Origin of the sequence: Saccharopolyspora sp. NFXS83, from assembly GCF_026241095.1 — a bacterium.
In the GTDB taxonomy this organism is placed as follows: Bacteria; Actinomycetota; Actinomycetes; order Mycobacteriales; family Pseudonocardiaceae; genus Saccharopolyspora_C.
The window spans coordinates 14613-38131 of sequence record NZ_JAPFGB010000020.1; the positions used below are offsets into that span (position 1 = coordinate 14613).

At 72.1% G+C, this 23519-nt stretch carries 28 protein-coding genes; 16 read left to right on the forward strand and 12 right to left on the reverse strand.

Annotated features, from left to right (window positions below):
* Nucleotides 1-254: 254 nt before the first annotated feature.
* Together OOZ19_RS20925 and OOZ19_RS20930 are read right to left on the reverse strand one after the other, a co-directional pair.
* The gene (locus OOZ19_RS20925; RefSeq protein ID WP_266091838.1) at nucleotides 255-1445 is read right to left on the reverse strand and encodes an alpha/beta hydrolase; all 1191 of its coding nucleotides are present in this window, start codon (nucleotides 1443-1445) and stop codon (nucleotides 255-257) included.
* Between the two features lie 105 nt (nucleotides 1446-1550).
* A complete protein-coding gene (locus OOZ19_RS20930) occupies nucleotides 1551-1820 on the reverse strand; it encodes a GlsB/YeaQ/YmgE family stress response membrane protein (protein ID WP_266091839.1) in 270 nt (89 codons plus the stop codon).
* 186 nt (nucleotides 1821-2006) lie between these two features.
* Between OOZ19_RS20930 and OOZ19_RS20935 the strand changes: the two genes are divergently transcribed.
* The gene (locus OOZ19_RS20935) at nucleotides 2007-2594 is read left to right on the forward strand and encodes a helix-turn-helix domain-containing protein (protein ID WP_266091840.1); all 588 of its coding nucleotides are present in this window, start codon (nucleotides 2007-2009) and stop codon (nucleotides 2592-2594) included.
* 225 nt (nucleotides 2595-2819) lie between these two features.
* On the opposite strand, the gene OOZ19_RS20940 is transcribed toward OOZ19_RS20935, so the two are convergent.
* Nucleotides 2820-3308 (reverse strand): carboxymuconolactone decarboxylase family protein, encoded by a 489-nt coding sequence (locus tag OOZ19_RS20940; RefSeq protein ID WP_266091841.1) that lies wholly within the window; start codon nucleotides 3306-3308, stop codon nucleotides 2820-2822.
* A 414-nt stretch (nucleotides 3309-3722) separates the two neighbouring features.
* Here OOZ19_RS20940 and OOZ19_RS20945 point away from each other — a divergent pair, with 414 nt between their 5' ends.
* The gene (locus OOZ19_RS20945; RefSeq protein WP_266091842.1) at nucleotides 3723-4259 is read left to right on the forward strand and encodes an AAA family ATPase; all 537 of its coding nucleotides are present in this window, start codon (nucleotides 3723-3725) and stop codon (nucleotides 4257-4259) included.
* Here OOZ19_RS20945 and OOZ19_RS20950 read toward each other — a convergent pair.
* Complete coding sequence (locus OOZ19_RS20950; RefSeq protein WP_266091843.1) at nucleotides 4243-5145, reverse strand: chitosanase; 903 nt, start codon at nucleotides 5143-5145, stop codon at nucleotides 4243-4245. The two genes, OOZ19_RS20945 and OOZ19_RS20950, sit on opposite strands and share 17 nt — an antisense overlap.
* A gap of 390 nt (nucleotides 5146-5535) precedes the next feature.
* Between OOZ19_RS20950 and OOZ19_RS20955 the strand changes: the two genes are divergently transcribed.
* Genes OOZ19_RS20955 through OOZ19_RS20970 form a run of 4 tightly spaced genes read left to right on the forward strand, consistent with a single transcriptional unit; the run spans nucleotide 5536 to nucleotide 9420 of the window.
* A complete protein-coding gene (locus OOZ19_RS20955) occupies nucleotides 5536-7044 on the forward strand; it encodes an ABC transporter substrate-binding protein (protein WP_266091844.1) in 1509 nt (502 codons plus the stop codon).
* Nucleotides 7041-7706, forward strand: coding sequence for a class I SAM-dependent methyltransferase (locus OOZ19_RS20960; RefSeq protein WP_266091845.1), 666 nt, complete (start codon nucleotides 7041-7043; stop codon nucleotides 7704-7706). The genes OOZ19_RS20955 and OOZ19_RS20960 overlap by 4 nt, the downstream gene beginning before the upstream one ends.
* Nucleotides 7703-8653, forward strand: coding sequence for an ABC transporter permease (locus OOZ19_RS20965; protein ID WP_266091846.1), 951 nt, complete (start codon nucleotides 7703-7705; stop codon nucleotides 8651-8653). The genes OOZ19_RS20960 and OOZ19_RS20965 overlap by 4 nt, the downstream gene beginning before the upstream one ends.
* Nucleotides 8650-9420, forward strand: coding sequence for an ABC transporter permease (locus tag OOZ19_RS20970; protein ID WP_266091847.1), 771 nt, complete (start codon nucleotides 8650-8652; stop codon nucleotides 9418-9420). The genes OOZ19_RS20965 and OOZ19_RS20970 overlap by 4 nt, the downstream gene beginning before the upstream one ends.
* Here OOZ19_RS20970 and OOZ19_RS20975 read toward each other — a convergent pair whose 3' ends face one another.
* On the reverse strand, nucleotides 9421-10146 hold the full coding sequence (locus OOZ19_RS20975) for an enoyl-CoA hydratase (protein ID WP_266091848.1): 726 nt from the start codon (nucleotides 10144-10146) through the stop codon (nucleotides 9421-9423). It lies immediately after the preceding gene.
* A gap of 450 nt (nucleotides 10147-10596) precedes the next feature.
* Here OOZ19_RS20975 and OOZ19_RS20980 point away from each other — a divergent pair, with 450 nt between their 5' ends.
* Genes OOZ19_RS20980 through OOZ19_RS21000 form a run of 5 tightly spaced genes read left to right on the forward strand, consistent with a single transcriptional unit; the run spans nucleotide 10597 to nucleotide 13980 of the window.
* Entirely contained in the window at nucleotides 10597-11379 is a 783-nt protein-coding gene (locus OOZ19_RS20980) for a transglycosylase SLT domain-containing protein (protein WP_266091849.1), read from the forward strand.
* A 16-nt stretch (nucleotides 11380-11395) separates the two neighbouring features.
* Nucleotides 11396-12466: a CHAP domain-containing protein gene (locus OOZ19_RS20985; protein WP_266091850.1), complete on the forward strand. Its 1071-nt coding sequence runs from the start codon at nucleotides 11396-11398 to the stop codon at nucleotides 12464-12466.
* Entirely contained in the window at nucleotides 12463-12735 is a 273-nt protein-coding gene (locus OOZ19_RS20990; RefSeq protein WP_266091851.1) for a YbaB/EbfC family DNA-binding protein, read from the forward strand. Before OOZ19_RS20985 ends, OOZ19_RS20990 begins: the two co-directional genes overlap by 4 nt.
* 2 nt (nucleotides 12736-12737) lie before the next feature.
* Nucleotides 12738-13169, forward strand: coding sequence for a hypothetical protein (locus OOZ19_RS20995; RefSeq protein ID WP_266091852.1), 432 nt, complete (start codon nucleotides 12738-12740; stop codon nucleotides 13167-13169).
* Between the two features lie 28 nt (nucleotides 13170-13197).
* Nucleotides 13198-13980, forward strand: a complete 783-nt coding sequence (locus OOZ19_RS21000) for a nuclease-related domain-containing protein (protein WP_266091853.1) — start codon at nucleotides 13198-13200, stop codon at nucleotides 13978-13980.
* 21 nt (nucleotides 13981-14001) lie between these two features.
* Here the strand turns inward: OOZ19_RS21000 and OOZ19_RS21005 are convergent, their stop codons facing one another.
* The 5 genes from OOZ19_RS21005 to OOZ19_RS21025 form a co-directional block, all read right to left on the reverse strand.
* Nucleotides 14002-15189, reverse strand: coding sequence for a heparan-alpha-glucosaminide N-acetyltransferase domain-containing protein (locus OOZ19_RS21005; protein ID WP_266091854.1), 1188 nt, complete (start codon nucleotides 15187-15189; stop codon nucleotides 14002-14004).
* 149 nt (nucleotides 15190-15338) lie between these two features.
* On the reverse strand, nucleotides 15339-16157 hold the full coding sequence (locus OOZ19_RS21010; protein WP_266091855.1) for an SAM-dependent methyltransferase: 819 nt from the start codon (nucleotides 16155-16157) through the stop codon (nucleotides 15339-15341).
* Nucleotides 16158-16241: 84 nt separating this feature from the next.
* Nucleotides 16242-16691, reverse strand: coding sequence for an acyl-CoA thioesterase (locus tag OOZ19_RS21015; RefSeq protein WP_266091856.1), 450 nt, complete (start codon nucleotides 16689-16691; stop codon nucleotides 16242-16244).
* 10 nt (nucleotides 16692-16701) lie between these two features.
* Nucleotides 16702-17454 (reverse strand): Clp protease N-terminal domain-containing protein, encoded by a 753-nt coding sequence (locus OOZ19_RS21020; protein ID WP_266091857.1) that lies wholly within the window; start codon nucleotides 17452-17454, stop codon nucleotides 16702-16704.
* Nucleotides 17455-17485: 31 nt separating this feature from the next.
* Nucleotides 17486-18076 carry a TetR family transcriptional regulator gene (locus tag OOZ19_RS21025; RefSeq protein ID WP_266091858.1) on the reverse strand — a complete coding sequence of 197 codons (591 nt, stop codon included), beginning with the start codon at nucleotides 18074-18076 and terminating at the stop codon, nucleotides 17486-17488.
* A 227-nt stretch (nucleotides 18077-18303) separates the two neighbouring features.
* Between OOZ19_RS21025 and OOZ19_RS21030 the strand changes: the two genes are divergently transcribed.
* The 5 genes from OOZ19_RS21030 (at nucleotide 18304) to OOZ19_RS21050 (ending at nucleotide 21302) form a co-directional block, all read left to right on the forward strand.
* Complete coding sequence (locus tag OOZ19_RS21030) at nucleotides 18304-18495, forward strand: GXWXG domain-containing protein (protein WP_266091859.1); 192 nt, start codon at nucleotides 18304-18306, stop codon at nucleotides 18493-18495.
* Nucleotides 18492-18641 carry a DUF4334 domain-containing protein gene (locus OOZ19_RS21035; protein WP_266091860.1) on the forward strand — a complete coding sequence of 50 codons (150 nt, stop codon included), beginning with the start codon at nucleotides 18492-18494 and terminating at the stop codon, nucleotides 18639-18641. The genes OOZ19_RS21030 and OOZ19_RS21035 overlap by 4 nt, the downstream gene beginning before the upstream one ends.
* 79 nt (nucleotides 18642-18720) lie before the next feature.
* Nucleotides 18721-19809: an NAD(P)-dependent alcohol dehydrogenase gene (locus OOZ19_RS21040; protein WP_266091861.1), complete on the forward strand. Its 1089-nt coding sequence runs from the start codon at nucleotides 18721-18723 to the stop codon at nucleotides 19807-19809.
* Between the two features lie 114 nt (nucleotides 19810-19923).
* The gene (locus OOZ19_RS21045) at nucleotides 19924-20547 is read left to right on the forward strand and encodes a hypothetical protein (RefSeq protein ID WP_266091862.1); all 624 of its coding nucleotides are present in this window, start codon (nucleotides 19924-19926) and stop codon (nucleotides 20545-20547) included.
* 284 nt (nucleotides 20548-20831) lie between these two features.
* A complete protein-coding gene (locus OOZ19_RS21050; RefSeq protein ID WP_266091863.1) occupies nucleotides 20832-21302 on the forward strand; it encodes an STAS domain-containing protein in 471 nt (156 codons plus the stop codon).
* 29 nt (nucleotides 21303-21331) lie between these two features.
* Here OOZ19_RS21050 and OOZ19_RS21055 read toward each other — a convergent pair whose 3' ends face one another.
* The gene (locus tag OOZ19_RS21055) at nucleotides 21332-21706 is read right to left on the reverse strand and encodes a hypothetical protein (protein WP_266091864.1); all 375 of its coding nucleotides are present in this window, start codon (nucleotides 21704-21706) and stop codon (nucleotides 21332-21334) included.
* A 233-nt stretch (nucleotides 21707-21939) separates the two neighbouring features.
* Complete coding sequence (locus tag OOZ19_RS21060) at nucleotides 21940-23445, reverse strand: SulP family inorganic anion transporter (protein WP_266091865.1); 1506 nt, start codon at nucleotides 23443-23445, stop codon at nucleotides 21940-21942.
* Nucleotides 23446-23519 lie beyond the last annotated feature (74 nt).

The window sequence follows — 23519 nt, forward strand, 5'->3', positions numbered from 1 at the left end:
TTCACGCGCGGCGGGAACGAATCGCGCCGCGCGGCACGCGTTCCCCGTATCTGGTTCGGCTGCAGCTCCCGCACGGTGGGCGGCGATCTCCCTCGCTCACGTGCTGACCTTGACACGCGGGAGCCGACCAGTCGACACAAAGAACCCAATTAGACCAATTCGGACATCTCACTGCATGTCGCTGCCCACATTCGGGTTGCGCCCGCGCGCCACGGCCGACCGTTCGAGGCGAGCACCGCGCCGGGCGTGTCCGCTCACCCCGGCGGGACGTGCGCGCGCAGGAACCGCAGCAGTTCCGCGCGGCTCACCGCGCCGCCGGTGGTGTGGAAGCGGGAGTCGAAGGCGTGGTCGCCGAACGGCACCGCCACGTAGTCCACGACGTCGCCCTCCGCGCGCAGCCGGTCGGCGAACCCGCGAACCCGCTTCTCCAAGATCAGGTGATCGTCGACGCCGGTGACCAGCAGAGTCGGCATCAGCCCCGGCCGGACCCGAGCCACCGCCGACGCGTGCACGTAGCGCTCCGGGAACCGCTCCGGCGATCCACCGAGGTAGGCGACCGCCGTGCGCCTGCCGTAGCCGCCGAGGCCGGCGTCCGCGTAGGCCCCGGCCAGGTCGACCGCCGGGTAGAACCCCGCCACCGCGATCGGCGGCGCCGGCCGCACGCCGCCGCAGCCGCCCACGTCGTCCCGGGCGGCCAGCGCGTACCCGGCGTTGATGGCGAGACCGCCGCCCGCCGACCCGCCGGAGAGCACCAGGCGCGACGGGTCGACGCCCAGCTCCGCGGCGTGCTCGGTGATCCAGGACAGCGCGCACACCACATCGGAAGTGGCGTCGCGCCAGCGCGGCGGCGGCGCCAGGCGGTAGTCGATCGAGATCACCGGATAGCCCCGGTCCGCGAGGTACCGGTACAGGGCGCGCTGCTCGAAGCGGCTGCCCGCGCTGAAGCCGCCCCCGTGCACCCACACCACGGCTGGGCGCGCGGCACCGGCGCGCGGCGGAGACCAGACGGAGGCTCGCAGCTCGTGGCCGCCGACCTCGGCGAAGACCTCGGTCCGGTCCGGTGGCGCGGTGGGCGTTGCCGCGCCCAGCACGTCGGCGAACCCGACCGGAACACCGCGCTCGTGCGCGAAGGACAGCTGGCCGCCGAGCACGACCAGCGAACCGGCCAGCGCGATCAGGGCTGCACCGCCGAGCGCGCTCGCGGCTCGCCGCACCCGCAGCCACCACCCGACCGCGGCGACCGACGCCAGCACGATGCCGAGCAGCACGAACCGGAAGGCCCACCGGCCGACCAGCTGCGGGCCGAGAACGCCGAAGAACGGCAGTGCCGGGATCAGGGCGCCGAGCACCGGGAGTGCCACGGCGACGGCGACCACGACGCCCGCGGAGACCACCACGACACCGAGCGCTCGGGCGGCGGACCACCGCCGGGCCTCATCCGCCACGTCTCACCTCTGCTGGATCAGGACGTCCACGGCCGACAGCGGCCTGGTCCGGGGCCCGTCGTTCCGGGCACGGCGCGGGCCGCCCGGGGCCCGCGCCGCTACCACTCACTTCTGACGGCTCTTACGCCCGGTGACCGCGTTATAAATGATCAACACGACGATCGCGCCGATGATCGAACCGATCCAGCCGGTCGGCTGGAAGCCCCGGATGCCCACGGTGAGCACACCGAAGATGAGTCCACCGACGACCGAGCCGACGACGCCGAGCACGATCGTCATCAGCAGGCCGATGTTGTCCTTGCCCGGAACGACCGCCCGCGCGATGAAGCCCGCGATCAGGCCGAAGACGATCCAGCCGAGGATGGTCCACACCATCGTTTCCTCCTTCTCTCGGTGCCCCTCCCGATCAGGCACCCTACTGGCCGTAAAGCTCCGAGCCGAACCGGAATCAGGCGGTACCGGGTGAAACCGGACCCGATCGGACGCATCGCACCGACCTCGTCGCGGCGCACGCCGTCGCGGACCGTTGACAAATTCCGTTGCCGATCCTGCAATGGCGGGATGAGCGAACCCTCGTCCCCCGAGCTGGACGCGACGCTGGCGGAGGTGGGGCCGCGGCTGCGGGCGTTGCGCAAGCGCAGCGGGCTCACGCTGGCCGGGCTGTCGGAGGCCACCGGCATCTCGGTGAGCACCCTGTCCCGCCTCGAATCCGGCAGCCGCCGCCCGAGCCTGGAACTGCTGCTGCCGCTGGCCAAGGCGCACCAGGTCCAGCTGGACGAGCTGGTCGGAGCCCCCGCCACGGGCGACCCGCGGATCCACGCGAAACCGATCGTGCGCCACGGCATGACGCACATCCCGCTGACCCGGCGCCCCGGCGGCGTGCAGGCCTTCAAGATGATCATCCCCGCCGGCCGGGGCGAACCGGACCCGCAGACGCACGAGGGCTACGAGTGGCTCTACGTCCTCAACGGACGCTTGCGCCTGGTGCTCGGCGACCGCGACATGACCTTGCAGGCGGGCGAGGCGGCGGAGTTCGACACCCGAGTCCCGCACTGGTTCGGCCCCGCCGACGCCGGAACGGTGGAACTCCTGGTCCTGTTCGGCCCCCAAGGCGAACGAGTCCACACCAGAGCGAAACCCCGGAGATGACCCCGGGGTTCGACGTCGTTGCAGAGCGGTAGTGATCTGTGTCGTGTCAGCGGCGGAGCCGCTGAGCAGTGACCAGCTCCACCGGCGGGTTCTCAGCGGCTTCCTCGCGAGGACAGCGATTTCGTGGCGCAAGGGGGCCTACAAGGAGAAATCGATCCCGCAGCGAGGAAGCCGCTGAGGTTCCGCCACCCGGACACCTGCGCAGACCGCCCCGGAGGAACCCGCTCAGTGCGAGCCCGGGGTGTAGTGGCCGGGGACGTTGCGGCTGGTCACTGCGAATCGGTTCCAGGCGTTGATCACCGTGATGGCGGCGATGAGGTGCGCCAGTTCGGTCTCGTCGAAGTGCTTCGCGGCCCGGTCGTAGACGTCGTCGGGCACGAAACCGTCGGTCAGCACGGTGATCGCCTCGGTGAGTTCGATCGCCGCGATCTCCTTCGCCGTGTAGAAGTGCCGCGATTCCTCCCACGCCGAGAGCTGCACGACGCGCTGCACCGACTCACCGGCCGCGAGCGCGTCCTTGCTGTGCATGTCCAGGCAGAACGCGCAGTGGTTGAGCTGCGACGCGCGGATCTTCACCAGCTCCAGCAGGACCGGGTCGAGCCCCTTCCGGGCCGCCGCGTCCAGCCGGACCATGCTCTTGTACACGTCCGGCGCGAGTTCCAGCAGGTTCAGCCGCGGGGTGTGTTCGGGTTCGCAGGCGGATTCGTTCGTCATACCGGCAACGCTAATCCCGAGGTGGCCCGCCCACTTGGTCCACTTCGCGCCCGATCACCTGGTCCAGTCACGGGTGCGCGGGCGCCGAGGAGCCCTTGCGCAGCGACCCGCTGGTCGTCTTCCTGCCGACCGGAGGCGCTACCCGGGCACCTGCGCGGATCGCGCCGAAAGGGCTCTTAGGGGTCCTTGCAGAATGATCCTTGATCGGTGCCTTGCCAGCGGCGGGACCGCCGAGCAGTGACCAGCCCGAGCAAGAAGACCACCGGCGGGTTCTCAGCGGCTTCCTCGCGAGGACAGCGACTTCGCCGTGCAGAGGGCTACGTGAGAAATCGATCCCGCAGCGAGGAGCCGCTGAGAACCCGCTGAGCGACCCACTGCGCAGGTCATTTTGAAAGGACCTCTTAGGCTGAACCGATGTTCGCCGTTGTGCTGACCGGTCCACCGGGTGCGGGGAAGAGCACGGTCGCCACCGCGGTGCACGACCGCCTCGGCGACGCGGGAGTGCCGAACGCGTTGATCGAGGTCGACGAGCTCGAACGCTGCTACCCGCCGTTGGACGAGGCGCGGGTGTTCGCGAACCTCGGCGCGGTCTGCGCCGGTTACCGGGACGCCGGGCACTCCCTGCTGTTCGTCACCGCGACGATCGAGGACGACGCCTACGGCGCGCGGCTGCTGACCGCGCTCGGCGCCGCCGGGCACCTGCTGGTCCGGTTGGAGGCCGAGCCGGGCACCCTGCGGCGCCGGATCCGGGACCGGGAGCCCGCAGGCTGGTCCGGACTGGACGATCTGCTCGCCTCCGCGGATCGGCTGGCGGCGCGGATGCCCGGTCTCAGCGGCGCGGGGCTGGTCCTCGGCACCGAGAACGCGGCACCGGACGAGCTCGCGGCACGCGTCGAAGCCGCGATCGCCGCAACCGGGCACCTGCCGCCGGAGATCACTGCTCGATGCTGAACGGGGTGCCGTAGACCTCCCAGTGCAGTGGTGGGGTCAGGGCGAGGTTGCCTTCGTCGAGGAACCTGCGTTGGGCGGTGTCGACGCGGCTGGTGTCGCTGTGCGCCTCCTCCTCGCGCATCGCCTCGACGCGGGAGTCGAGGAAGGCGTGCAGGTAGGCCGTCTCGTCGCCGCCTTCGGCGGGCGGGGTCGCGCGGTCCAACGCCGCCTGGCGGATGCCGCCGAAGCTGGGCCAGTCCTGGCCGGGACCGTGCATCACGATCGCGTCGTAGTAGGCGAACTGGCCGAGCGCGCCGAGACCGTCGGCCTTGGCCTGGTCCACGGCGGGGGTGAAGTACACCCGGTCGCGTTCGGATTCCTGCGCCTGCTGGAAGTCGGGGTCTTCGGCCGCTCGCGCCCAGGCGTCGGTGAAGCCGGGGTCGAGGCCTTCGTGCGAGTCGGTGCCGTTGACCTCGCGCAGCGCGGGCAGGTACCCGGCGAGCGGATTGTCCGGCTTCGCCTCGGTGTAGGCCTCGACGAGTTCCAGCATGTCCCCGGTGCCGGAGCAGAAGCCGATGATGCCGGCCGTGTAGCCGCGACCGTCGCCGATGTCCTCGATGTAGCCGAACTGCGCGCGCCAGTCCAGCGAGGAGTTCTCCGCGCTGGAGACGAGCTGCATCGCGATGTCCTTGGTGTGCGGGTCGGCGAGGTCGCCTTCCGCGGCGAGGTGCGCGGCGAGCGCGGGCGGCACGAGCGGCGCGGCGGGGGCGGCGACCGGCGCGACCGGCGCGGCGGGGGCGACCGAGAGGGCGGGCAGCGCGGTGGCGCCGAGGGCGCTCGCGGCGACACCGGTGACGAGCAGCGACCGGAGGGCCCGGCGGGACGGCTGGTGCGACGGGGTGGGCATGGCGCTGGCTCCTCTGGCGACGACCGATCTCGATGCGGTGACGGCGAGCAGCCAACCGCGCGGCCACCCGGTCGTCAAGATCGCTCGAGGCGGGCCACCCGCAGCCGTCCCCGGAGCGCGTCCACCGGCCGTGACGTGGCATTCGGCCCAAGCGCTCCCCACCTCGCCAGCTCAGCGCTCCCGGATCACGGGGCCCTCGACTCCCCCGGCACGCCCGTTCGGCCGCTTTTCCGCGGCACAACTGGGAAATTTCCACAGTTCCCGCGTCGGGGCCGTTCCGATCGTGCGCTGCCGCGCTCGGCGGTTCGGGAGGCGATCGCCACTATTGCTCGTCGTCGCTGGCCGGGTCGTGCAAGGATCCGCGTCGGTCTTGTTGCAAGGAGTTGGCAATTGCGACGCGGTGTTGGGTCTCTGGTCTTCGGGCTCGTGCTGGTGCTCGCCGGGTGCGGGTTCACCGGCGGGGGTGCGGATGCGGGCACCTTGCGGGTGGCGGTGACGATCCCGCCGCGGGCGAACTGGTCCCCCGCCTCCGACGACGCCTTACTGATGCAGCGGCTCGGCATCACCGAAACGCTCGTCGACGGCGCCATGGACGGCAGCGCCGAGCCCGGCCTGGCCGAGTCGTGGCTGCGGACCACGCCGACCGAGTGGCGGTTCACGCTGGTCGAGGGCGTGCGCTTCCAATCCGGTGAGCCGGTGACCGCGCGGGCCGCCGCGGAGTCGATCAACCGCGTCGTGCACGACCCAGCCCCGCCGCGCGCGCTGCGGGACACCATCGAGCGGGCCGACGCGCTCGACGAGCGCACGCTCGCGGTGCGCACCTCCGCCCCGGACCCGATCCTGCCGCAGCGGCTCAGCGCCGCGAACACGGCCGTGCTCGCACCCGCCGCGATCCGCCCGGACGGTTCGGTCGACCCGGCGAAGGGTGCGGGCACCGGGCCGTTCGAGGTGACCGGAGCCGACGGCGACCAGCGCGTGTCGCTGCGCCGGTTCGACGGGTTCCGCGGCAGGCCGGCGCGGGTGCAGCGGGCCGAAGTGCGGTTCGTGGAGGACGCCTCGGCACGGGTGAACGGGCTGCGCAGCGGCGAGTTCGACCTCATCGACAAGGTCCCGGTCTCCCAGCTCGCCGAGGTGCGCGCCGACTCCGGGCTCCGCGTCGACGCGGTGAACCTGCCGCGCACGACGGCGCTGCACCTCAACACCTCCGGCGGCCCGTTCGCCGACCCGCGCCTGCGCGAGGCCGCGGCGGCGGCGATCGACCGCGCGGGCCTGGTCGCCGGGGTGCTGCGGGGGCAGGGAGTGGCCGCGAGCCGCTACTTCGGGCCCGCCGTGCCGTGGAGCGAGCAGCACCCGCTGCCGCGGCCCGATCCGGCGGCGGCCCGCCGGTCGGTCACCGAGGTCACCGGCGGAGCGCCCGTCCCGATCACCATCGGCACCTACCCGGACCGCCCGGAGCTGCCCGCGCTGACCACCGTCGTCGCCGACGAGCTCGGCCGGGCCGGGTTCACCGTCCGGATCGTGCAGGAACCCGCCGGGAGCATCGAGCCGCGCATCCTGTCCGGGGAGCTCGACGCCGCAGTGTACTCGCGCAACCAGCTCGTCGACGTCCCCGACGCCGCCGCGCACCTGGCCAGCGACTTCAGCTGCCGGGGCGGGTTCAACCTGGACCACTTCTGCGCGCCGGAGCTGGACTCGCTGCTCGCCGAGCTGCCCGGGATCAGCGACCCCGCCCGGCGCACCGCGGTCTTCCGCCGCGCCGACGACCTGCTCGCCGAGCGCGTCGCGGGCGTGCCGCTGGTCCACGAGCAGCAGCGCTTCGCCCACCGCACGGCGGTGAGCGGGGTTCCCGCCGACCCGCTGGAACGGGATTTCCTCACCGAGGAGGTCGTGCTGCGATGAGCACGCCGATCATCGACTACTGGAACGACCGCGCCCGCCGCGGCTACGACCGGCAACCCGGCCAGGACCCGGCGCGGGACCTGTGGGCGAAGCGCCTCGGGCCGCTGGTGGCGGACCTGGCCGGTCCGGGCGCGCGAGTGCTGGATTCGGGCTGTGGCACGGGATTCCTCGCCCGCATCCTCGCCGCCGACGGCCACCTCGTCACCGGGCAGGACGCCTCACCGGGAATGCTGGGGGTCGCCGAGGAACGCGGCGCCGCCGAAGGGCTCGACGTCCGGTGGCTGCTCGGCACGGCCGACGAGCCGCCCGCGGGGCCGTTCGACGTGGTGGTCACCCGCAACGTGCTGTGGACGCTGCCCGACGCGCGGCGCGCCGTGGAGTCGTGGGCGGAAGTCCTGCGACCGGGCGGGCTGCTGGTGGTCAGCGACGGCCGGTGGAACGCGGCCGACGCCGGGGACAGCGCGACCGAGCAGCGGTTCGGCGCGTCCTACGCGGACGCCGCGCCGGCGCTGCCGATGGGGTTCGACTTCGCGAGCTGCGCCGAGCTCGTCGGCCGGGCCGGATTCGTCGAGCGCACCGATCGCACGGGGTTGTTCGACACCGCGCCGTATCCGAGCGCCCCCGGCTTCTTCCTGCTCTCCGCCCGAACCCCGCGCCGGTGACGGGAGGGCGCGGGCTGTTGGCCCGGTTGGGCATGGCGCCGGTGGTGGCCGCGCTGATCGTGCTGGTCGCGGTGCTGCTGCCGGAGCTCACCGGGGTGGACGCCGCCCGCACCGTGCTCGCCACCCGCTACGCGGAGGCCGATCCGGATCCGGCGGTCCTGGCGGGGATCCGCGCCGAGCTCGGGCTGGATCTGCCGCTGCCGCAACGGGTTCTGGCGCGGCTCGGTTCTCTGGTCAGCGGCGATCTGGGGTCCTCGTGGGTCTCCGGCGCCCCGGTGGCGGCGGTGATCGGACCCGCGGTCCAGGTGTCGCTGGGCATCATGCTGGGTGCGGCGGTGCTGTCGTTCCTCGTCGGGTACCTGGCGGGCCTGCTCGCGGCGCACCGCCCCGGTTCGGTCACCGACCGGGTGCTTTCCGGGCTGGTGCGGGTGTTCTCGGCGCTTCCGGAGTTCGCGCTGGCCCCGATCCTGGTGCTGGTGTTCGCGGTCGGGCTCCAGGTGCTGCCTAGTTCGGGGTGGCGGGGCCCGGAGCACTCGGTGCTGCCGCTGCTGTCGCTGGTGCCGTCGCTAGCGGTGCCGATCGCCGCGGTGACCCGCGAACAGGTGGTGTCGTTGCGGCAGGAGAACTTCGCGCTCGCGGCGCGGGCGCGGGGGCTCGGCGCCGCGCGGATCTGGGGAGTGCACCTGGCGCGGCCCGCGCTGCCAGCGGCGCTGTCGCTGGTGACCTACAACGCGGCGGGCGCCGTCTCGGGCACCACCGCCATCGAGGTCGTCTTCGACATCCCCGGGCTGGGCAGCACCGTGGTGGAGGCGGTGCGCGCGCAGGACGTGCCGGTGGTGCAGGCCGGTCTGGTGGTGGCGGCGCTCGCGGCGCTGTGCGTGGGCGCCGCGGGCGACCTGCTCGGGCTCGCCGCCGAGCCCCGCGCCCGGTGGGAGGCGCGCCGGTGAGCCCGCGTCGCGTCGCCGCGCTGCTCGGAGCCGGGGCGTTCCTGCTGGTGCTGGCATTCGGAGCGGGCGGGGATCCGCTGGCCACGAACATGGGCGAGGTGCTGCGTGCGCCGTCGACGGCACACCCGCTGGGCACCGACGAGCTGGGACGGGACGTGCTGGCGAGGCTCGCGCACGGCGCGGTGGTCACGCTCGGTACCGCGGGCAGCGCGCTGGCCGCCGCCGTGCTACTGGGCTCGGTGGCGGGCTGCGCGACGGGCTGGAGTTCGTCACCGGTGGCCGCGCTGGTGCGGGCCGGGGTGGACGTGGCGACGGCGCTGCCCCCGCTGATCGTGGCGCTGGTGACGTCGCTGATCGCGGGGCCGAGCACGACGGCCCTGCTGCTGGCCCTGGCCGGGGTGGGCTGGTTGCCGTTCGCCCGGAACGCGGACGCGATGACTGCGCAGCTGCGGACGCGGAACTGGGTGCTGGCGCACCGGGCGCTCGGCGCGAGCCGCCTGCGGATCTGGCGCCGCTCGCTGCTGCCGTTCCTGGCGCCCGCGACCGGCGCGCTCGCCGCGGTCCGGCTGCCCGCGCTGGTGAACACCGTGGCGGCACTGGGTTTCCTCGGCCTCGGGCCACCACCGCCGCGCCCGGAGTGGGGCGCGATGATCGCGGAGTCGGTCGATCACCTCGGCACCGCGCCGTGGCTGCTGGCGGCTCCGGTGCTGGCGCTGGTGGCGGTGCAGACGATCGTCAGCGCCTGCTTCGCGCGCACCCGCGAGTGATCACTTCCCCTGGAACCGCGGCGTGCGCCGTTCGGTGCGGGCCCGGCTCGCCTCGGCGGCGTCCTCGCTGGCCCAGCAGTCCGCGTAGGCCGCTTCGAGCTCATCGCCCTGCTCGCCGGAGTCGAGCGAGTTCAGCGCCATCTTCGAGTAGCGCAGCGACAGCGGCGCCAGCTCACCGATCTCCCGCGCCCACGCCACGGCCGCGTCGTGGTCCCCGAGCCGGTCCACCACGCCGCGCTGGTGCGCCACCTCGGCTCCCAGCCGGTCGGCGGCGAGCAGCAGCGAGCGGGCGGCGCCGCCTCCGGCCAGCAGCGACAGGCGCCGCACCGTCCACGGGTCGACGGCGAGCCCGTTGCGCGCGGTGGGCACCGCGAAGTACGCGTCCGGGGCCGCGATCCGCAGATCGGCGGCCAGCGCGAGTTGGGCGCCCGCGCCGACAGCGGGTCCGTTGACCGCGGCGATCACCGGGACCGGCACGGTGAGCACGGTCTGCAACGCGTCGTAGAGCCCGTCCCGGAATTCGTCGCCGTACACTCCGTCGAGGTCGGCGCCCGCGCAGAACGTGCTGCCCGCGCCGGTGATCACCAGTGCTCGCGCGCCCTGCTCCACCAGTGCGAGCACGGCGTCGCGCAGCGCCTCGCAGTGCTCCAGGTCGAGCGCGTTGCGCCGTTCGTGCCGGTCGAGCGTGATCAGTCCGATCGACCCGTCCCACCCGGTGGTGATCATCGCTGCGCCTCCAGTGCCGCACCGGCGTGCCGGTGATGTCGTCCCTTCGCCACCGCGGCCGGTGGCACGGGCCAGTGCACCATCGCCGAAGTGCGCGCGGGGGTTCCGCCGCCACAGATCACATGTCCGCGGCTGCTCGGCCGAATCGGTGATGTTCGCCAGACCGAACGCGCGAAGGCCGGCGTCCGATCATGTCCACGTCTTTTCGCCCGCCCGCACTCGTTTCCGAACGACCCGAAGACCCAGCACCGGAAACCGCTCGTGCACGTGGACGTTCCATGTCGATCCACCGTCCACATCGAATCTGATCCACTGTGCACACATTTTTCGATTCGTTATCGAAATCGCCCGGTCGACCATTTTCCCCCCGGAAACCCGCATCTGTTCCTTTTCGCAGGAAATACCCGAATTCGCCGCCTTCGGAGTAGCGGCGCGCCCATACTCCTCACCGTGACGACACTTTCACCGGAGCAGATCGCGCAGCACGCCTACGACGCGGGCTTCCGCGGTGAAGCACTGTCCACCTCGGTGGCGGTGGCGATGGCCGAGTCCAGCGGGAACGCGGAAGCGCACAACGGCCAGGGGGACGACGATTCGTACGGCCTCTGGCAGATCAACATGCTCGGCGACATGGGTCCGCAGCGGCGCGAGGCGTTCGGACTCGACTCCGACGACGAACTGCTCGACCCGGCGAAGAACGCCGAAGCGGCGTACCAGCTCTACCAGGACCGCGACGGTTTCGACGACTGGTCGACCTACAACGACGACAGCTACGAGGAACACCTCGACGAAGCCGAGAAGGCCGCCGCTCAAGTCGAGGACGGTGGGGACACCGGCGCCGAGCAGCCCTCCGGCCCACCGGGCGGGAGCAACGAGCAACCTTCCGCCCCTCCCGGCGACGACGGCGGCCAGGAGAACGGCTTCACCGTCGAAACCGATCTCCTCACCGACTACGCCAAAGCGGTGGAGGCGATCGCCGAGGAATTGGGGAACATCGGCAAGCGCGCGCTCGATTCGGTCACCGGACTCGCCCCGAACAGCTTCGGCGAAGTCGGCGAGGAGACGGGTTTCGCCGGCGCGCTGGCCGATCTCAGCAAGAGCCTCGACAAGCAGGTCGCCGCGGTCGGCGAGAGCGCCCGCTCGCTCGGACAGGCCGCCGCGGACGCGGCCAAGACGTACCTCGACGCGGACGACGAGTCGATCAAGGCACTCGAACAGGTCTTGAAGAGCTGAAACCGGGGAGGCACAGGTGGATGTGGCAGCGATCGCCACGAAGTTCGTCGGCGAGCTCACCGCGCACCAGGGGAAGCTGGCGGGCGACGCCGGGGGCGTCCAGGACGCGCAAGGCGCGCTGGAGCGGGCCGCCGAAGCCGTCCGACAGCAGAGCGACGCCCAGCGGGAAGCGGCCGAGGCGTTGCTCAACGGCTGGCAGAGCAAGGCCAACGACGGGTTCAAGCAGCTGACGGAGAAGCTCACCGCCGACCTCGCGACCACCGCCGAGGCCGGCACCGAGGCCGCGAAGATCGTCGACGAGGTGTCCCAGGCGCTCGGCGGCAGGCACGACACCGTCGGCGGACTGGTCGGGGACTTCATCGAGAAGTCCACGCAAGTGCTCAACGCCGGGCTCGCCGCGGTGGGCGTCGACGCGGGCGGGGGCCTGATGCGGGCCGCCGCGCACCTGAGCGACCTGGCGGGCGGGTTCATCAAGGACTCCGGCGGCGAGCTCGAACAGGCCCAGGGCGAGATGGAGCGGGCCGCGCAGAAGCTGCGCGAGCTGCAGCAGCGGCTCGACGGCGACGGCATCGCCGATCCGCCGGAGGGCGAGGAGACCGGCAAGCCCGCCGAGGACCAGGGCGACGCCGGGCAGGCCGAGCCGGACGACGGGAAACCGGGCTCCAAGACCGAGGACATCCTCGCCAAGGCGCGTGAGAACCTGGGCTTCGAGGAAGGCCCGAACGACAAGAACAAGTGGGGACCGGACGGACAGCCGTGGTGCTCCTACTTCGCCACCGCCATGTGGAGAGAAGCCGGGGTGGACATCGACAGCCTCGGGTACAGCGGCGACGTCTACGAGTGGGGCCAGGAGCGCGGCACCGCCTACGACCAGGATTCCCTGGCGGAGAGCGCGAAACCGGGCGATGCGCTGCTGTTCGGCACCGGTCCGGATCAGATGCAGAGCACCCACATCGGCATCATCGAGAAGGTCGAGGGCAACCAGATCACCACGATCGAGGGCAACTCCAGCGACAAGGTGCAGCGGATGACCTACACGCTGCCCGAGGACGCGCACATGTTCTACGGAGGGGTGCATCCCGAATGACCACCACCGGACGTGCGGAACGCGACGGCGTTCGCGTCGAAGTGGCTCCCGGCGGAGCGTTGCGCTCCCTCGTGCTGGAGCCGAGCGCGCTGCGCGGCGGCGGCGCCAAGCTGGCGAGCACGATCACGGCGCTGGCCCGGGAGGCGAACGTCGACGCCACCCGCGCGGCGGCGCGCGACCCCCGGCTCGCCGGGCTGAGCGCGGCCGATCGAGCGGCACTGGGACTGGAACCGGGCGAGGCCGCCCGCCGTGCCGAGGAATGGAGGTAGCGATGGGCGACGGACGCAGCGTCAAGACGCTGATCGCCATCGCCGCGAACCTGCCCGCGAATCGCGGGCTGGCCTCGGGGATGGCCGAGATCCGCGGCACGGCGAGCGGCGAGGGCGTCTCGCTGTCGGTTGATCTGAACGGCCTGCTCACCGAGCTCACCGTGTCGGAGCAGGCGATCGCGCTGGGACCGCAGCGGCTGGCCGCCGAGATCACCCGGCTCAGCGCCGAGGCGTGCGCCGAGTCGACGCGGCGGGGCCTGGTCGCACTGGAATGGGGCTGCGGTCCCGGCGTGGCGGCGGCGATCGGCGAGCAGCTCACCCCTGCCGAGCAGGTGAGCGCACCGGACCGGGACTCCGGCGAGGACGACGAGGACTTCGCCGAGGCCCCGCGCACGACGTCCTGGGCGTCGAACCGCCCCTCGTGGGGGCGGTGAGCGCAACGGCACCCGGTACGGTTCGGGGGTGCGTGTTGAGGTGCTCTCCGACCATCCGCGGTTCGCCGCCCGCCGTACCGAGCAGGCCGCCGAGCAGCGGCGCACCCGGTACGAGCAGGCGGTGGCGGACGTGCGGGCGCGGCACGCCGCCCGGCGCTGGTGGCAGGTCTGGAAGCTCCTCCCCCAGTGGCTGGAGCTGCGCAGGCTCCAGGCGCAGCGCCCGGCGGACGAGGACCAGGTGCGGCACCGCTTGGCCCAGCAGGAGGCCGGGATCGAGGCCGAGGACGCGATGACCTCGGCGCTCGACCGGCTCTCCGACGACTGGACGGTGTTCCGCGGCTACCGCAACGGCCGCGGCGAGGTCGACCACCTGGTGGTCGGTCCCGGTGGGATCTGGGCGATCGAGGTGAAGAACCACCCCGGCAAGGTGCACGTGGACGGGGATTCCTGGCGCTCCGAGGTGTTCGACCGCTACGGCAACCTCGTCGAGAACCGCACCCTCGCCGACCGCAGCGGACGCAGCTGGGGCCGCCAGGTCACCGACGTCTCCAAGGCCCTGGCGGACTTCCTGCAGAAGCGGGGCCGCCAGGCGCTGGTGCGCTCGGTGGTCGTCATCATCAACCCCCGCGCCCAGCTCGGCACCGTGCGCCGCCCCGGTTTGGCGCTGGTCAGCGTCGGCACCGACGAAGTGGTGCGCACCCTGCGGCAGGCGCCGCCGACGCTGGGCCCTGCCAGCGCCGACGAGGTCGCCCGGCTGGTGCGCCGCGACCACGCCTTCCACGAGAAGCGACGCGCCCAGCGCGGCGGCTGACCGGTTCGCGGGTGGTCCCGCTCATCGCTGCCCGAACCAGGAGGCGGGGACGGTCGAGACCCGGTGCAGCACCCGCTCCAGCGGCCCGCGCCCGAGCAGCGCCCGCCACGTCGTGGCGATCGCCAGGGTGCTGACGACGAGCACCAGGAGCGGGATCCACGGCCAGGCTTCCCGAATCGGGCCGAGGCGGCTGGTGCCGACAGCGGCCAGCGCCACGATGTGCCCCGCGTACGCGGTCAGCGCGAGCGCGCCGACGGAGGCGACCGGCAGCAGCACTCCCGTGCGTTCGACGAACAGGCAGACACCGACGACCAGCAGAGCGGACCCGGTGGCGCCGATGATCTCGAACGGGCTCCCGCTGTGCGCGCCCGCCGATAGCAGGAACACCGGGTCGGTCGTGGGCACCGCCCCGAAACCGGTGCTCAGCAACATGTCCACCATCTCCGGCGGCAGCGCGCCTCCCATCAGTTCCACCACGCGGTCACGGCCGCCGAACACGGTCATCGCCAGCCACGAACCGCCGTAGCCCAGCAGCGCGAGCCCGGCACCGATCACGGCGATCCTGCCGCGAACCGCTCGCAGCTCCAGCCTGCCCAGCGCCATGCCCGCCAACACGAAGGGGATCCAGGTCAGCACCGGGTACGCACCGGTGAGCAGGATGTTCTGGAACGCGGTGCCGATGCCCGCCAGCGAGCCGAAGTCGTCGAAACCAGGTGTGGCACCGAATTCCGTCGCCTGCCCCATGCCCTGCCGGATGAAGAACGACACCAGTGGCCCCGCGACGGCGAACACCGCGGCCAGGACCGCCAGCGCCGTGGCGCGCCACCGCAGCACCGGGATCGACAGCAGGAACAGCACCCCGTACGAGGTCAGGATCACCATGACGGGCGCTTGCAGCGCGGACAGCGCGAGGCCGAGCACGAACAGCACCACCGCGCGGATCGCGATCCGCAGCACCACCCGCGACCGCGTTCCGGCGATCGGCGCCGAACCACCGCTCAGCAGCGCGATCGACAGACCCGCCAACACCGCGAACAGCGCGGCCGAACGTCCCGCCACCAGCGTGTGCAGCCAACCTGGCGGTCCGACGTGCGCCGCGAACATGCCGAGCACCGCCAGTCCGCGCGCCACGTCCACGCCGATGAGCCGCGCGGGCGGCGGTGCTTCGACTTCCCTTGCTTCCGATGGTGAAACCCGTGTCGTGTGCATGCAGCCATGCTCGCGAAACGACCCCTCGACCGGATCATGCTTCGCGCCATCCTCGGGTACGACTTTCGGTCAAGTGGGGCGCGTGGATCCGGCCGTTCCGCCGAGCCCGGCCGGCGGGTGGCTCCGCGATCCCGGTCCGCCCGGAGAGGTCACCTACCGATCTCGGCGACTCCCGCGCGGAAGGCCACCCGGTTCGGATCCACCTCGGGCTCGCGGTCGGGCCGCCAGTGCGACGGCGCCACCAGGCCGGGCGGGACGAGCGTGGTCCCGCGCAGCAGAGCGAGGATCTCGTCGGGCGAACGCCAGAAGCTGGGCGGGTTGACGTTGCGGTACACCTCCGCGACGCGCTCGGCGGTCTCCTGCGGGAACCCGGCGGCCGTCGAGTGCGACAGCACGAGGTAGCTGCCGGGCACGAGCGCCTCGGCGTAGCGCCGCACGACGTCGGCGGCCAGCTCGTCGTCCTCGACGAAGTTCAGGGCCGAGATCATCAGCAGGCCGAGCGGTCGCGCGAAGTCGATCAGCCCGGTCGCCGCCGCGCCGCTGAGCACGGAGCGCACGTCCCGGAAATCGGCCTCGACGATCTCGGCCTGCTTGACGTCGTCCAGCACTTGCCTGCTGTGCGCGACCGCGACGGGTTCGCGATCGACGTAGATCACCCGAGCCGCGGGGTCCAGCGAGTGCGCGATCTCGTGCGCGCTGCCGACGGTGGGCACCCTCGAACCGAGGTCGAGGAACTGCTCGATCCCCTGACCGGAGAGGAACCGGACGGCGCGGGCGAGGAAGCCCCGGTTGGCGTGGATGGACTGCACCACTTCGGGCATGGCCTCGACCACTTCCTGCCCGGCCTCGCGGTCGATCTCGAAGTTCGCCGAGCCGCCCATGAAGAAGTCGAACATGCGCGCCGAACTCGGACGCCGCACATCGATGTCCTCGGTGTTGCAAGGTCGTGCGTCAGGCCACCGCACCATCGGCCCACCTCCGACTCCCCTGAATCACTCCATGTTACCGAATCGACACCTCCGGCCATGGCGCGCTGTCGGCGTCCCCCCAGGTCAGCCGCCGACGACCTCCAAGTCGGCGAGCACCTTCCTGATCCGCTCGGGCACGCGCACCGGGCGCCGCGTCTCCCGGTCCACGTACACGTGCACGAATCGGCCCACGGAGGCCGGTTCGGCGGCGCCGTTGCCGAACACGGCGAGCCGGTACACCACACTGGAGTTGCCCAGCCGCTCCAAGCCCACACCCACCTCGACGTCATCGGGGAAGCCGAGTTCGGCGAGGTACCGGCAATTCGTCTCGACGACCAGCCCGATCTCGGGGAACTCGCGGATGTCGGCCCCGGTGGCGCGCATCAACCAGCCGTTGACGGCCGTGTCGAACCAGGAGTAGTGCACGACGTTGTTGATGTGCCCGTAGACGTCGTTGTCGGACCAGCGCGTGGTGATCGGCCAGAGGACGGTGAAATCCGCACGACCCGGCGGGGTTTCGGCAGGTTCGGCCATGGAGCCGACCCTAGTCACCCGCCGGCCCCGCCTCCGCGTCGAGTGCTTCGGCCCTGGCGGCGAGGTCCGCGACCGCGTGCTCCTCGACGGCGGGCTTGCGCAGGCCGAGTTCCGCGAGCACTCCGCCGCCGTTCTCGTGCTCCAGCATCGCCAGCAGGACGTGCTCGGTGCCGACGTGGTCGTGCTCCAGGCGCAGCGCCTCGCGGAAGGTCAGCTCCAGCACCTTCTTCGCGCCCCCGTCGAACGGGATCAGGTCGGGCACCTCGTCCACCCCGGCGGGCAGCGGCGCGGCGGCGGCTCGGCGCACGGCGTCCGGGGTGAGGCCGTGCGCGGTGATCGCGCGCATGGCCAGGCCTTGCGGCTCGGCGAGCAGTCCGAGCAGCAGGTGCTCCGGCCGGATCTCGGTGTTGCCCGCCGCGCGCGCCTCGTTCTGCGCGGCCAGCACGACGTTGCGGGCGCGCGGTGTGAACCGGCCGAACCCTTGTCCGGGGTCGAGGTCGGGCGAGCCGCCCTTCGGCAGGAAGCGCTGCTGCGCCGCCTGCTTCGTGACGCCCATGCCCGCGCCGATCTCCTTCCAGGACGCGCCGGAACGGCGTGCCTGGTCGACGAAGTGCCCGATGAGGTGGTCGGAGACCTCACCGAGGTGGTCGGCCGCGATGACGGCGGCGGAGAGCCGGTCGAGCGCACCGGAGTGCACGTTCGTGATGGCTTCGATCAGGTCGTCGAGGCGAACGGGGTTCGCCAGCTGCAGTGGTTCGCTCATGCGTCAACCATAGGTTGACCCTCGGAGGTCGTCAACTTTCGGTTGACGATGGCTCGGCCACCCGCTGGGCCGCGAGGACCGCGGCCCGCCGGATCCCCGCGGCGTCCCGACCCCGAGCACCGCCGTCGATCTTGCCCACCGCCAGCGCCGACAGCGCCATCGACCGCGCGATCCCCAGCAGCACGATGAGCAAGTCCGCCGGATGCCAGGCGGCGTCGACGTGCCCGTCGGCCTGCCCCTGCCGGATCGCGTCGATCTTCGGGCGCAGCGCGGTCAGCCGCAGGTCGTCCGCCGCGAGCCGGTCGGGCTCGTCCAAGTCGATCCACGCCTGCAATCGGGCGCTCTGCGGGTTGTCCAGGTAGTGGTCGAACAATCGGCCCACGTAGCCCGGGATGTCGTCGCCGCGCACCGCGGTCCGCTCGTCGACGTCGACGACCCACTGCCGCACGACCTCGTCGAACAACGCCTGCTTGCTGGGGAAGTACGCGTAGAGCCGGTCCTTGCTGGCGCGCGCCTCGGTCGCGATGCGGTTGATCCGGGCTCCGGCGACCCCGCGGGCGGCGAACTCGGCGGTGGCGGCGGCGAGGATCCGCTCCCGCGTGGCATGTCCGGCTGCGCGCATCGGGCGAGACTACCTTGCCGAACCATTCGGTTCGGGAGTACGGTCGGCCGCCGGACCGGTTGGTTCGGCAACGTTGCCCGCCGAAGCCCAGGAGTTGACGTGCACCTCGACCAAGCCCACGCCCGGTTCGCCGCACTGCGCGATCAGGACTCCGGTGTCTCCCCCGACGAGCTCGACGAGATCTGGGCCGCGCTGGACACCGTGGCCGCCGCGGACATCCTCGGCGCTTGGCGGGGCGCCGACTTCGCCACCGGCTCGGCGAGCAGCTCATCGCCGCTCGCCGGCACGGCAAGACCTTCCACTCGGTGCTCGACGCGAAACCGCTGATCTGCCGGGACGCCAACGGAGAACTGTTCTCGCACGCCGAGCTCGGCGGCGGGGAGGCCACGCTGTGGGACGTCGAGTTACCGGCGAGGTGACCGCGACGATGGTCTACGACGGGCGCCCCGTGTTCGACCACTTCAAGCAGGTCGACCCGGACACCCTGATGGGGATCATGAACGGCCGGCCGGAGCAGGTCCTCGACGACGGCCACTTCTACTACTTCCTGCTCGAACGCACCTGATTCCGATTGGCAGGGCCTGCGCGGCGGGCCGGGCGGCGGAACTCCCCGTTGGCGGGGTGCAGATCAGATCGAGGGGTCCATGCAGATCACCGCAGCCGTCGTTCCGGAACCGGGCGGCGAGTTCGTGCTGGAGCGCGTTGAGCTCGACGATCCGCGCGAGGACGAGGTCCTGGTGCGCGTCACCGCCGCCGGGCTGTGCCACACCGACCTGGCCGCCAAGGACGATCCGCGCCGGCGGGAGCCGATCGTCCTGGGGCACGAGGGCACCGGCGTGGTCGAGCGGGTCGGCGCCGCGGTGACCAGGATCGAGCCCGGTGACCGGGTGGCGCTGAGCTACCGCAGCTGCGGGCGCTGCCGCCCGTGCCGGGCGGGCGACCGGCCGTACTGCGAGCAGGCCCGGCGGCTCAACAGCGCGGGCAGGCGCCCGGACGGGTCGCCGACGCTGACGTGGCGGGGCGAGCCGGTGGCGGGTTCGTTCTTCGGCCAGTCCTGCTTCGCCACGCACGCCCTGGCCACCGCCGACAACGCCGTGGTGATCGGCGACCAGGCGGATCCGCTCGTCGCGGCACCGATGGGGTGCGGGTTCCAGACCGGAGCCGGTGCGGTGCTCAACGTGCTCCGGCCGGGCGCCGAATCGAGCTTGGTGATCTTCGGCGCGGGCGGGGTCGGCCTGGCGGCGCTGCTGGCGGCGCGGTCCGCCGGGGTGCGCACGATCATCGCCGTCGACGTGCAGCCCCGGCGGCGGGAACTCGCGCTGCGGCTGGGCGCGAGCGACGCGCTGGACCCGGCGCGGACCGACGTCGTGGCGACGATCGCGGAACTCACCGGTGGCGGCGCGACGCACGCACTGGAAGCGACCGGGCTGGCCGCCGTGCTGACCCAGGCGGTGGCCGCGCTGGGCGCCACCGGTGTGGCCGCCGTCGTCGGTCTCGGCGCGGCGGAGGCCCCGCTGAACCTGCGGGACCTGCTCTACCGCGGCAAGACCGTCCGGGGCTGCATCGAAGGCGACGCGGTGCCGCAGCGGTTCATCCCGGAACTGCTGGAGCTGCACGCCGCCGGCCGCTTTCCCGTGCGGGAACTCGTGGCGGAGTACCGGTTCGCCGACATCAACTCGGCCGTCGCCGACCAGCGCGGCGGGGAAGCGGTGAAGCCCGTGCTCGTCTGGTGATCCCGCGCGGGCTCCGCCGTGGCGGCGCACTGATCGAGCGGTGCGCGGTCCTTGATCGGGATCCGGTTCGCTGGTTGTCTTGGTGGCGCTCGGCCCGGCGAGGAGGAGGGACTCGTGCGCCTTTACGCGCAGACACCGGCGCGCGCCGGTAGGCAGGTGCTGCACGACCTCGGCGCCGTCGCCTGGTGCGCGGTGTTCGCCTGGCTGTCGCACCGGGCCTACCTCGCCGTGCTGGGGTTGCAGGCACCCGGGCTGCGGATGATCGACGCCGGGCGCGACCTGGAGCGCACCATGGGCGACGCCGCTCGCACCGCGAGCCGGGTTCCGCTGGTCGGCGACGACCTCGCCGGTGCCCTCGACCGGGGAACCGCCGCCGGGGACATGCTCACCGACGCCGGGCGGACCCAGGTCGACGCGGTGAGTTCGGGGGCGCTGGCCGCCGCCGGGCTGGTGGTGCTGCTGGCGCTGATCCCGCTGGTGCGGTGGTGGCTGCTCCCCCGGATCGAGTACGCCCGGGCGGCCACCGCCGCGTGCGAATTGCGCACCGCCGCACCGGATCTGCTCGCACTGCGCGCACTGTCCACTGTGCCCTATCGCAAACTCCGCGCGGTGCACGAAGATCCGGCCGCGGCGTGGCGCGAAGGTTCCGGTGCCGTCATCGACAGCCTGGCCGCGTTGCACCTCGCCCGGCTCGGCCTCCACCGCGCCGAGACCTCGGAGCACCGGCCCGGCCGGTGACATCGGTATTCCTGCGGCGCAACGGAGGATCCCGCACCGCGCACGCCGGAGCCGGTTGCGTCGGGATGTAGCGTGGAAGGCGGTTGAGCCCACAGCCGTGAGCAGACTTTCCCCGCCGAGGACGAGCGCTCGGCCGTGACGTCGCGGCGCTTCCCGCCGCCGTCCGGCGACCACCTCGGCGACCACGAAGAGTACTCGCGGGCGCGTGATCCGCCTCGTCCCGGCAGCAGCCGATGAGGTTCGGGCCGCGCGGATCGCCCGCGGAAGACTCGTTAGGAGACGGCATGAGCGCGACTCCCACCGCGACCGACCCGGTACTGCCCCAGGACGTCCCCGCCGATGTCCGCCTGCCCGACATCCCGGCACCCGCCCGGGGTGACCGGCCGCAACGCCGCGCGGAACACCACGGCGGGGCGCTCGACCTGCGCCTCGACCGGCCCAGCCCGGACACGATCGTCCTCGCGGTGCGCGGCGCCGTGGACACCAGCACCGTGCGGCGGCTGCGCGAGCTGCTGTGGCACCGGCTCGCCTCGTGCACCGGCACCGTCGTGCTGGACCTCTCCGCGATGACCTTCGTCAACACCAGCGGGTTGCACCTGCTGGACCAGTGCCAGCGGCGGGCCGAGGAGCACGACATCTCGTTCCGCGTGGTGCGCGACGACCAGGGCCTCCTGCTCCGGTTGCTGGACCTGGCCGACGCGCACGTTCGATTCCTGGTGCACGCCGACCTGCCCGGCGCCCTGTCCTCGCGGTGACGGCGGGTGGCCGCCCCCGGGCCAGCGGATCAGTTGTTCTCGTCCCAGTCGATGCCGATCGGGCCGTCGGAGACGAGCAGGAACTCGCAGCCGTGCACGGGGTCGGCTTCCTCCGGGCCGTAGACGTGTCCTGCCTGCACGCCGCGCACCGAGTTCGCGCCGACCCAGCCCTCGTCGCCGAAGCGCAGCGCGCCCTTGACCATGTGGTAGGTCGTGTTGAACGGGTGGCTGTGCGCGGGCGCCGAGTAGCCCGGCGGGAACCAGGCGTAGAAGACGTTCGGCGCGAGGATCTTCACTTGCGCCGCGTTCTCGCCGCCGGGAAGGTGCGGATCCTCGAACGGAACCCAGGGTTCCTCGTCGAGGACCTTCGCCCACACGGTGGGAACGTCGTTGTCGATGCTCATCGGTGGTGGATCTCCGTCCGGGACGCGGCAGGGGAACGTTTCGGTGCCCGACAGTCTGCCTCCTGCGGCAGGTGAAGATCCATCGCCCCGTGCGCCAATTTTTCGGCATATACCTCTGGTTTTATGCCACAACGGCGGAGCGCCGATCACCCATCGCAAACATCGCACGACACAGGACCACGCGGACGGGCGATCCCTGGCGAGGACGTGCTCCCGCCCGTATCCGCTTCGGCTCACCCGGCCCCGGCGGGAGCGGGTTCCGCCTCCGACAGCCGAGCGTGCAGCCTGGCGCTGTGCTCGTCGAGCCCGGTGATCTCGACCGCCACGCCGCGCGCCGCGAACCGCGCGACCACCGCGTCCAGCGCGGTGACCGCCGAGGAGTCCCAGATCCGGGCACCACTGAGGTCCAGCACCACCGCGTCCACGTCCGCGGAGTCGTCGAAGGCGTGCACGAAATCGTTGGTGGAAGCGAAGAACAGCTGTCCGGTGACCCGGTGGATCCGGGTGCCGCCGTCGGGATCGAGCACGCTGGAGACCTCGACGTGGTGCGCCACGCGGTGCGCGAAGAACACCGCGCTGAGCAGCACCCCGCACAGCACGCCGAGCGCGAGGTTCCCGGTGGCCACCACGACAGCCACCGTGACGACCATGACCGCCGTCTCGGCGCGCGGAGCACCGCGCAGCCGCTTCGGGCTCACGCTGCCCCAGTCGAACGTGCTGATCGACACGAAGACCATCACCGCGACCAGCGCGGCCATCGGGATCAGCGCCACGACCTCGCCGAGCGACATCACCAGGACGAACAGGAACACCCCGGCGGCCAGCGTCGAGAGCCGGGTCCGCCCGCCCGATTTCACGTTGATCATCGACTGCCCGATCATCGCGCAGCCCGCCATGCCGCCGAGCAGCCCGGTGATCACGTTGGCGATGCCCTGCCCGCGCACCTCGGTCGCCTTGTTCGAGCGGGTGTCGGTGATGTCGTCGAGCAGACGCGCCGTCAACAGGGACTCCAGCAGCCCCACCAACGCCAAGGTCAGCGCGAACGGCGCCACGATCAGCAAGGTGCCGGTGGTCAGCGGCACGGCCGGGATCCCCAGCACCGGCAACGCGTCCGGCAGTTCGCCCTGGTCGCCGACGGTCGGCACGGTGAACCCGAGACCGACCGAGATCGCCGTGATCACCACGATGGCCACCAGCGGAGAGGGCACCGCCCGCGTCACCTTCGGCAGCAGGTAGATGATCGCCAAGCCGAGCGCGACGAGCCCGTACACGGGCAGGCCGACGCCGGTGAGGTGCGGCAGCTGCGCGGTGAACAGCAGGATCGCCAGCGCGTTGACGAATCCGAGCATCACGGTGCGCGGCACGAACCGCATCAACCGGTGCACGCCGAGCAGGCCCAGCACCACTTGGAACACGCCCGCCAGGACGGTCGCCGCGAGCATGTACTCCACGCCGTGCTCGCGCACCAGCGGCACCATCACCAGGGCCATCGCCCCGGTGGCCGCGGAGATCATCGCCGGGCGACCGCCGGCGAGCGAGATGATGATCGCGATGGAGAACGACGCGTAGAGCCCCACCTTCGGGTCCACCCCGGCGATCACCGAGAACGACAGCGCCTCCGGGATCAGCGCCAGCGCCACCACCAGCCCGGAGAGCAGGTCGGCGCGCGGGTTCGACCACCAGGCCCGGCGCAGCCGCGCGGGAATCCCCGGCGCGGCAACGGTTTCTGCGGAACTCATGAACACCTCTCACCGGGACGCGGAACGCGCGTCGTCAGAACGTCGTCCTGCGCGAGGAGTTCCCCTGCGTCCAC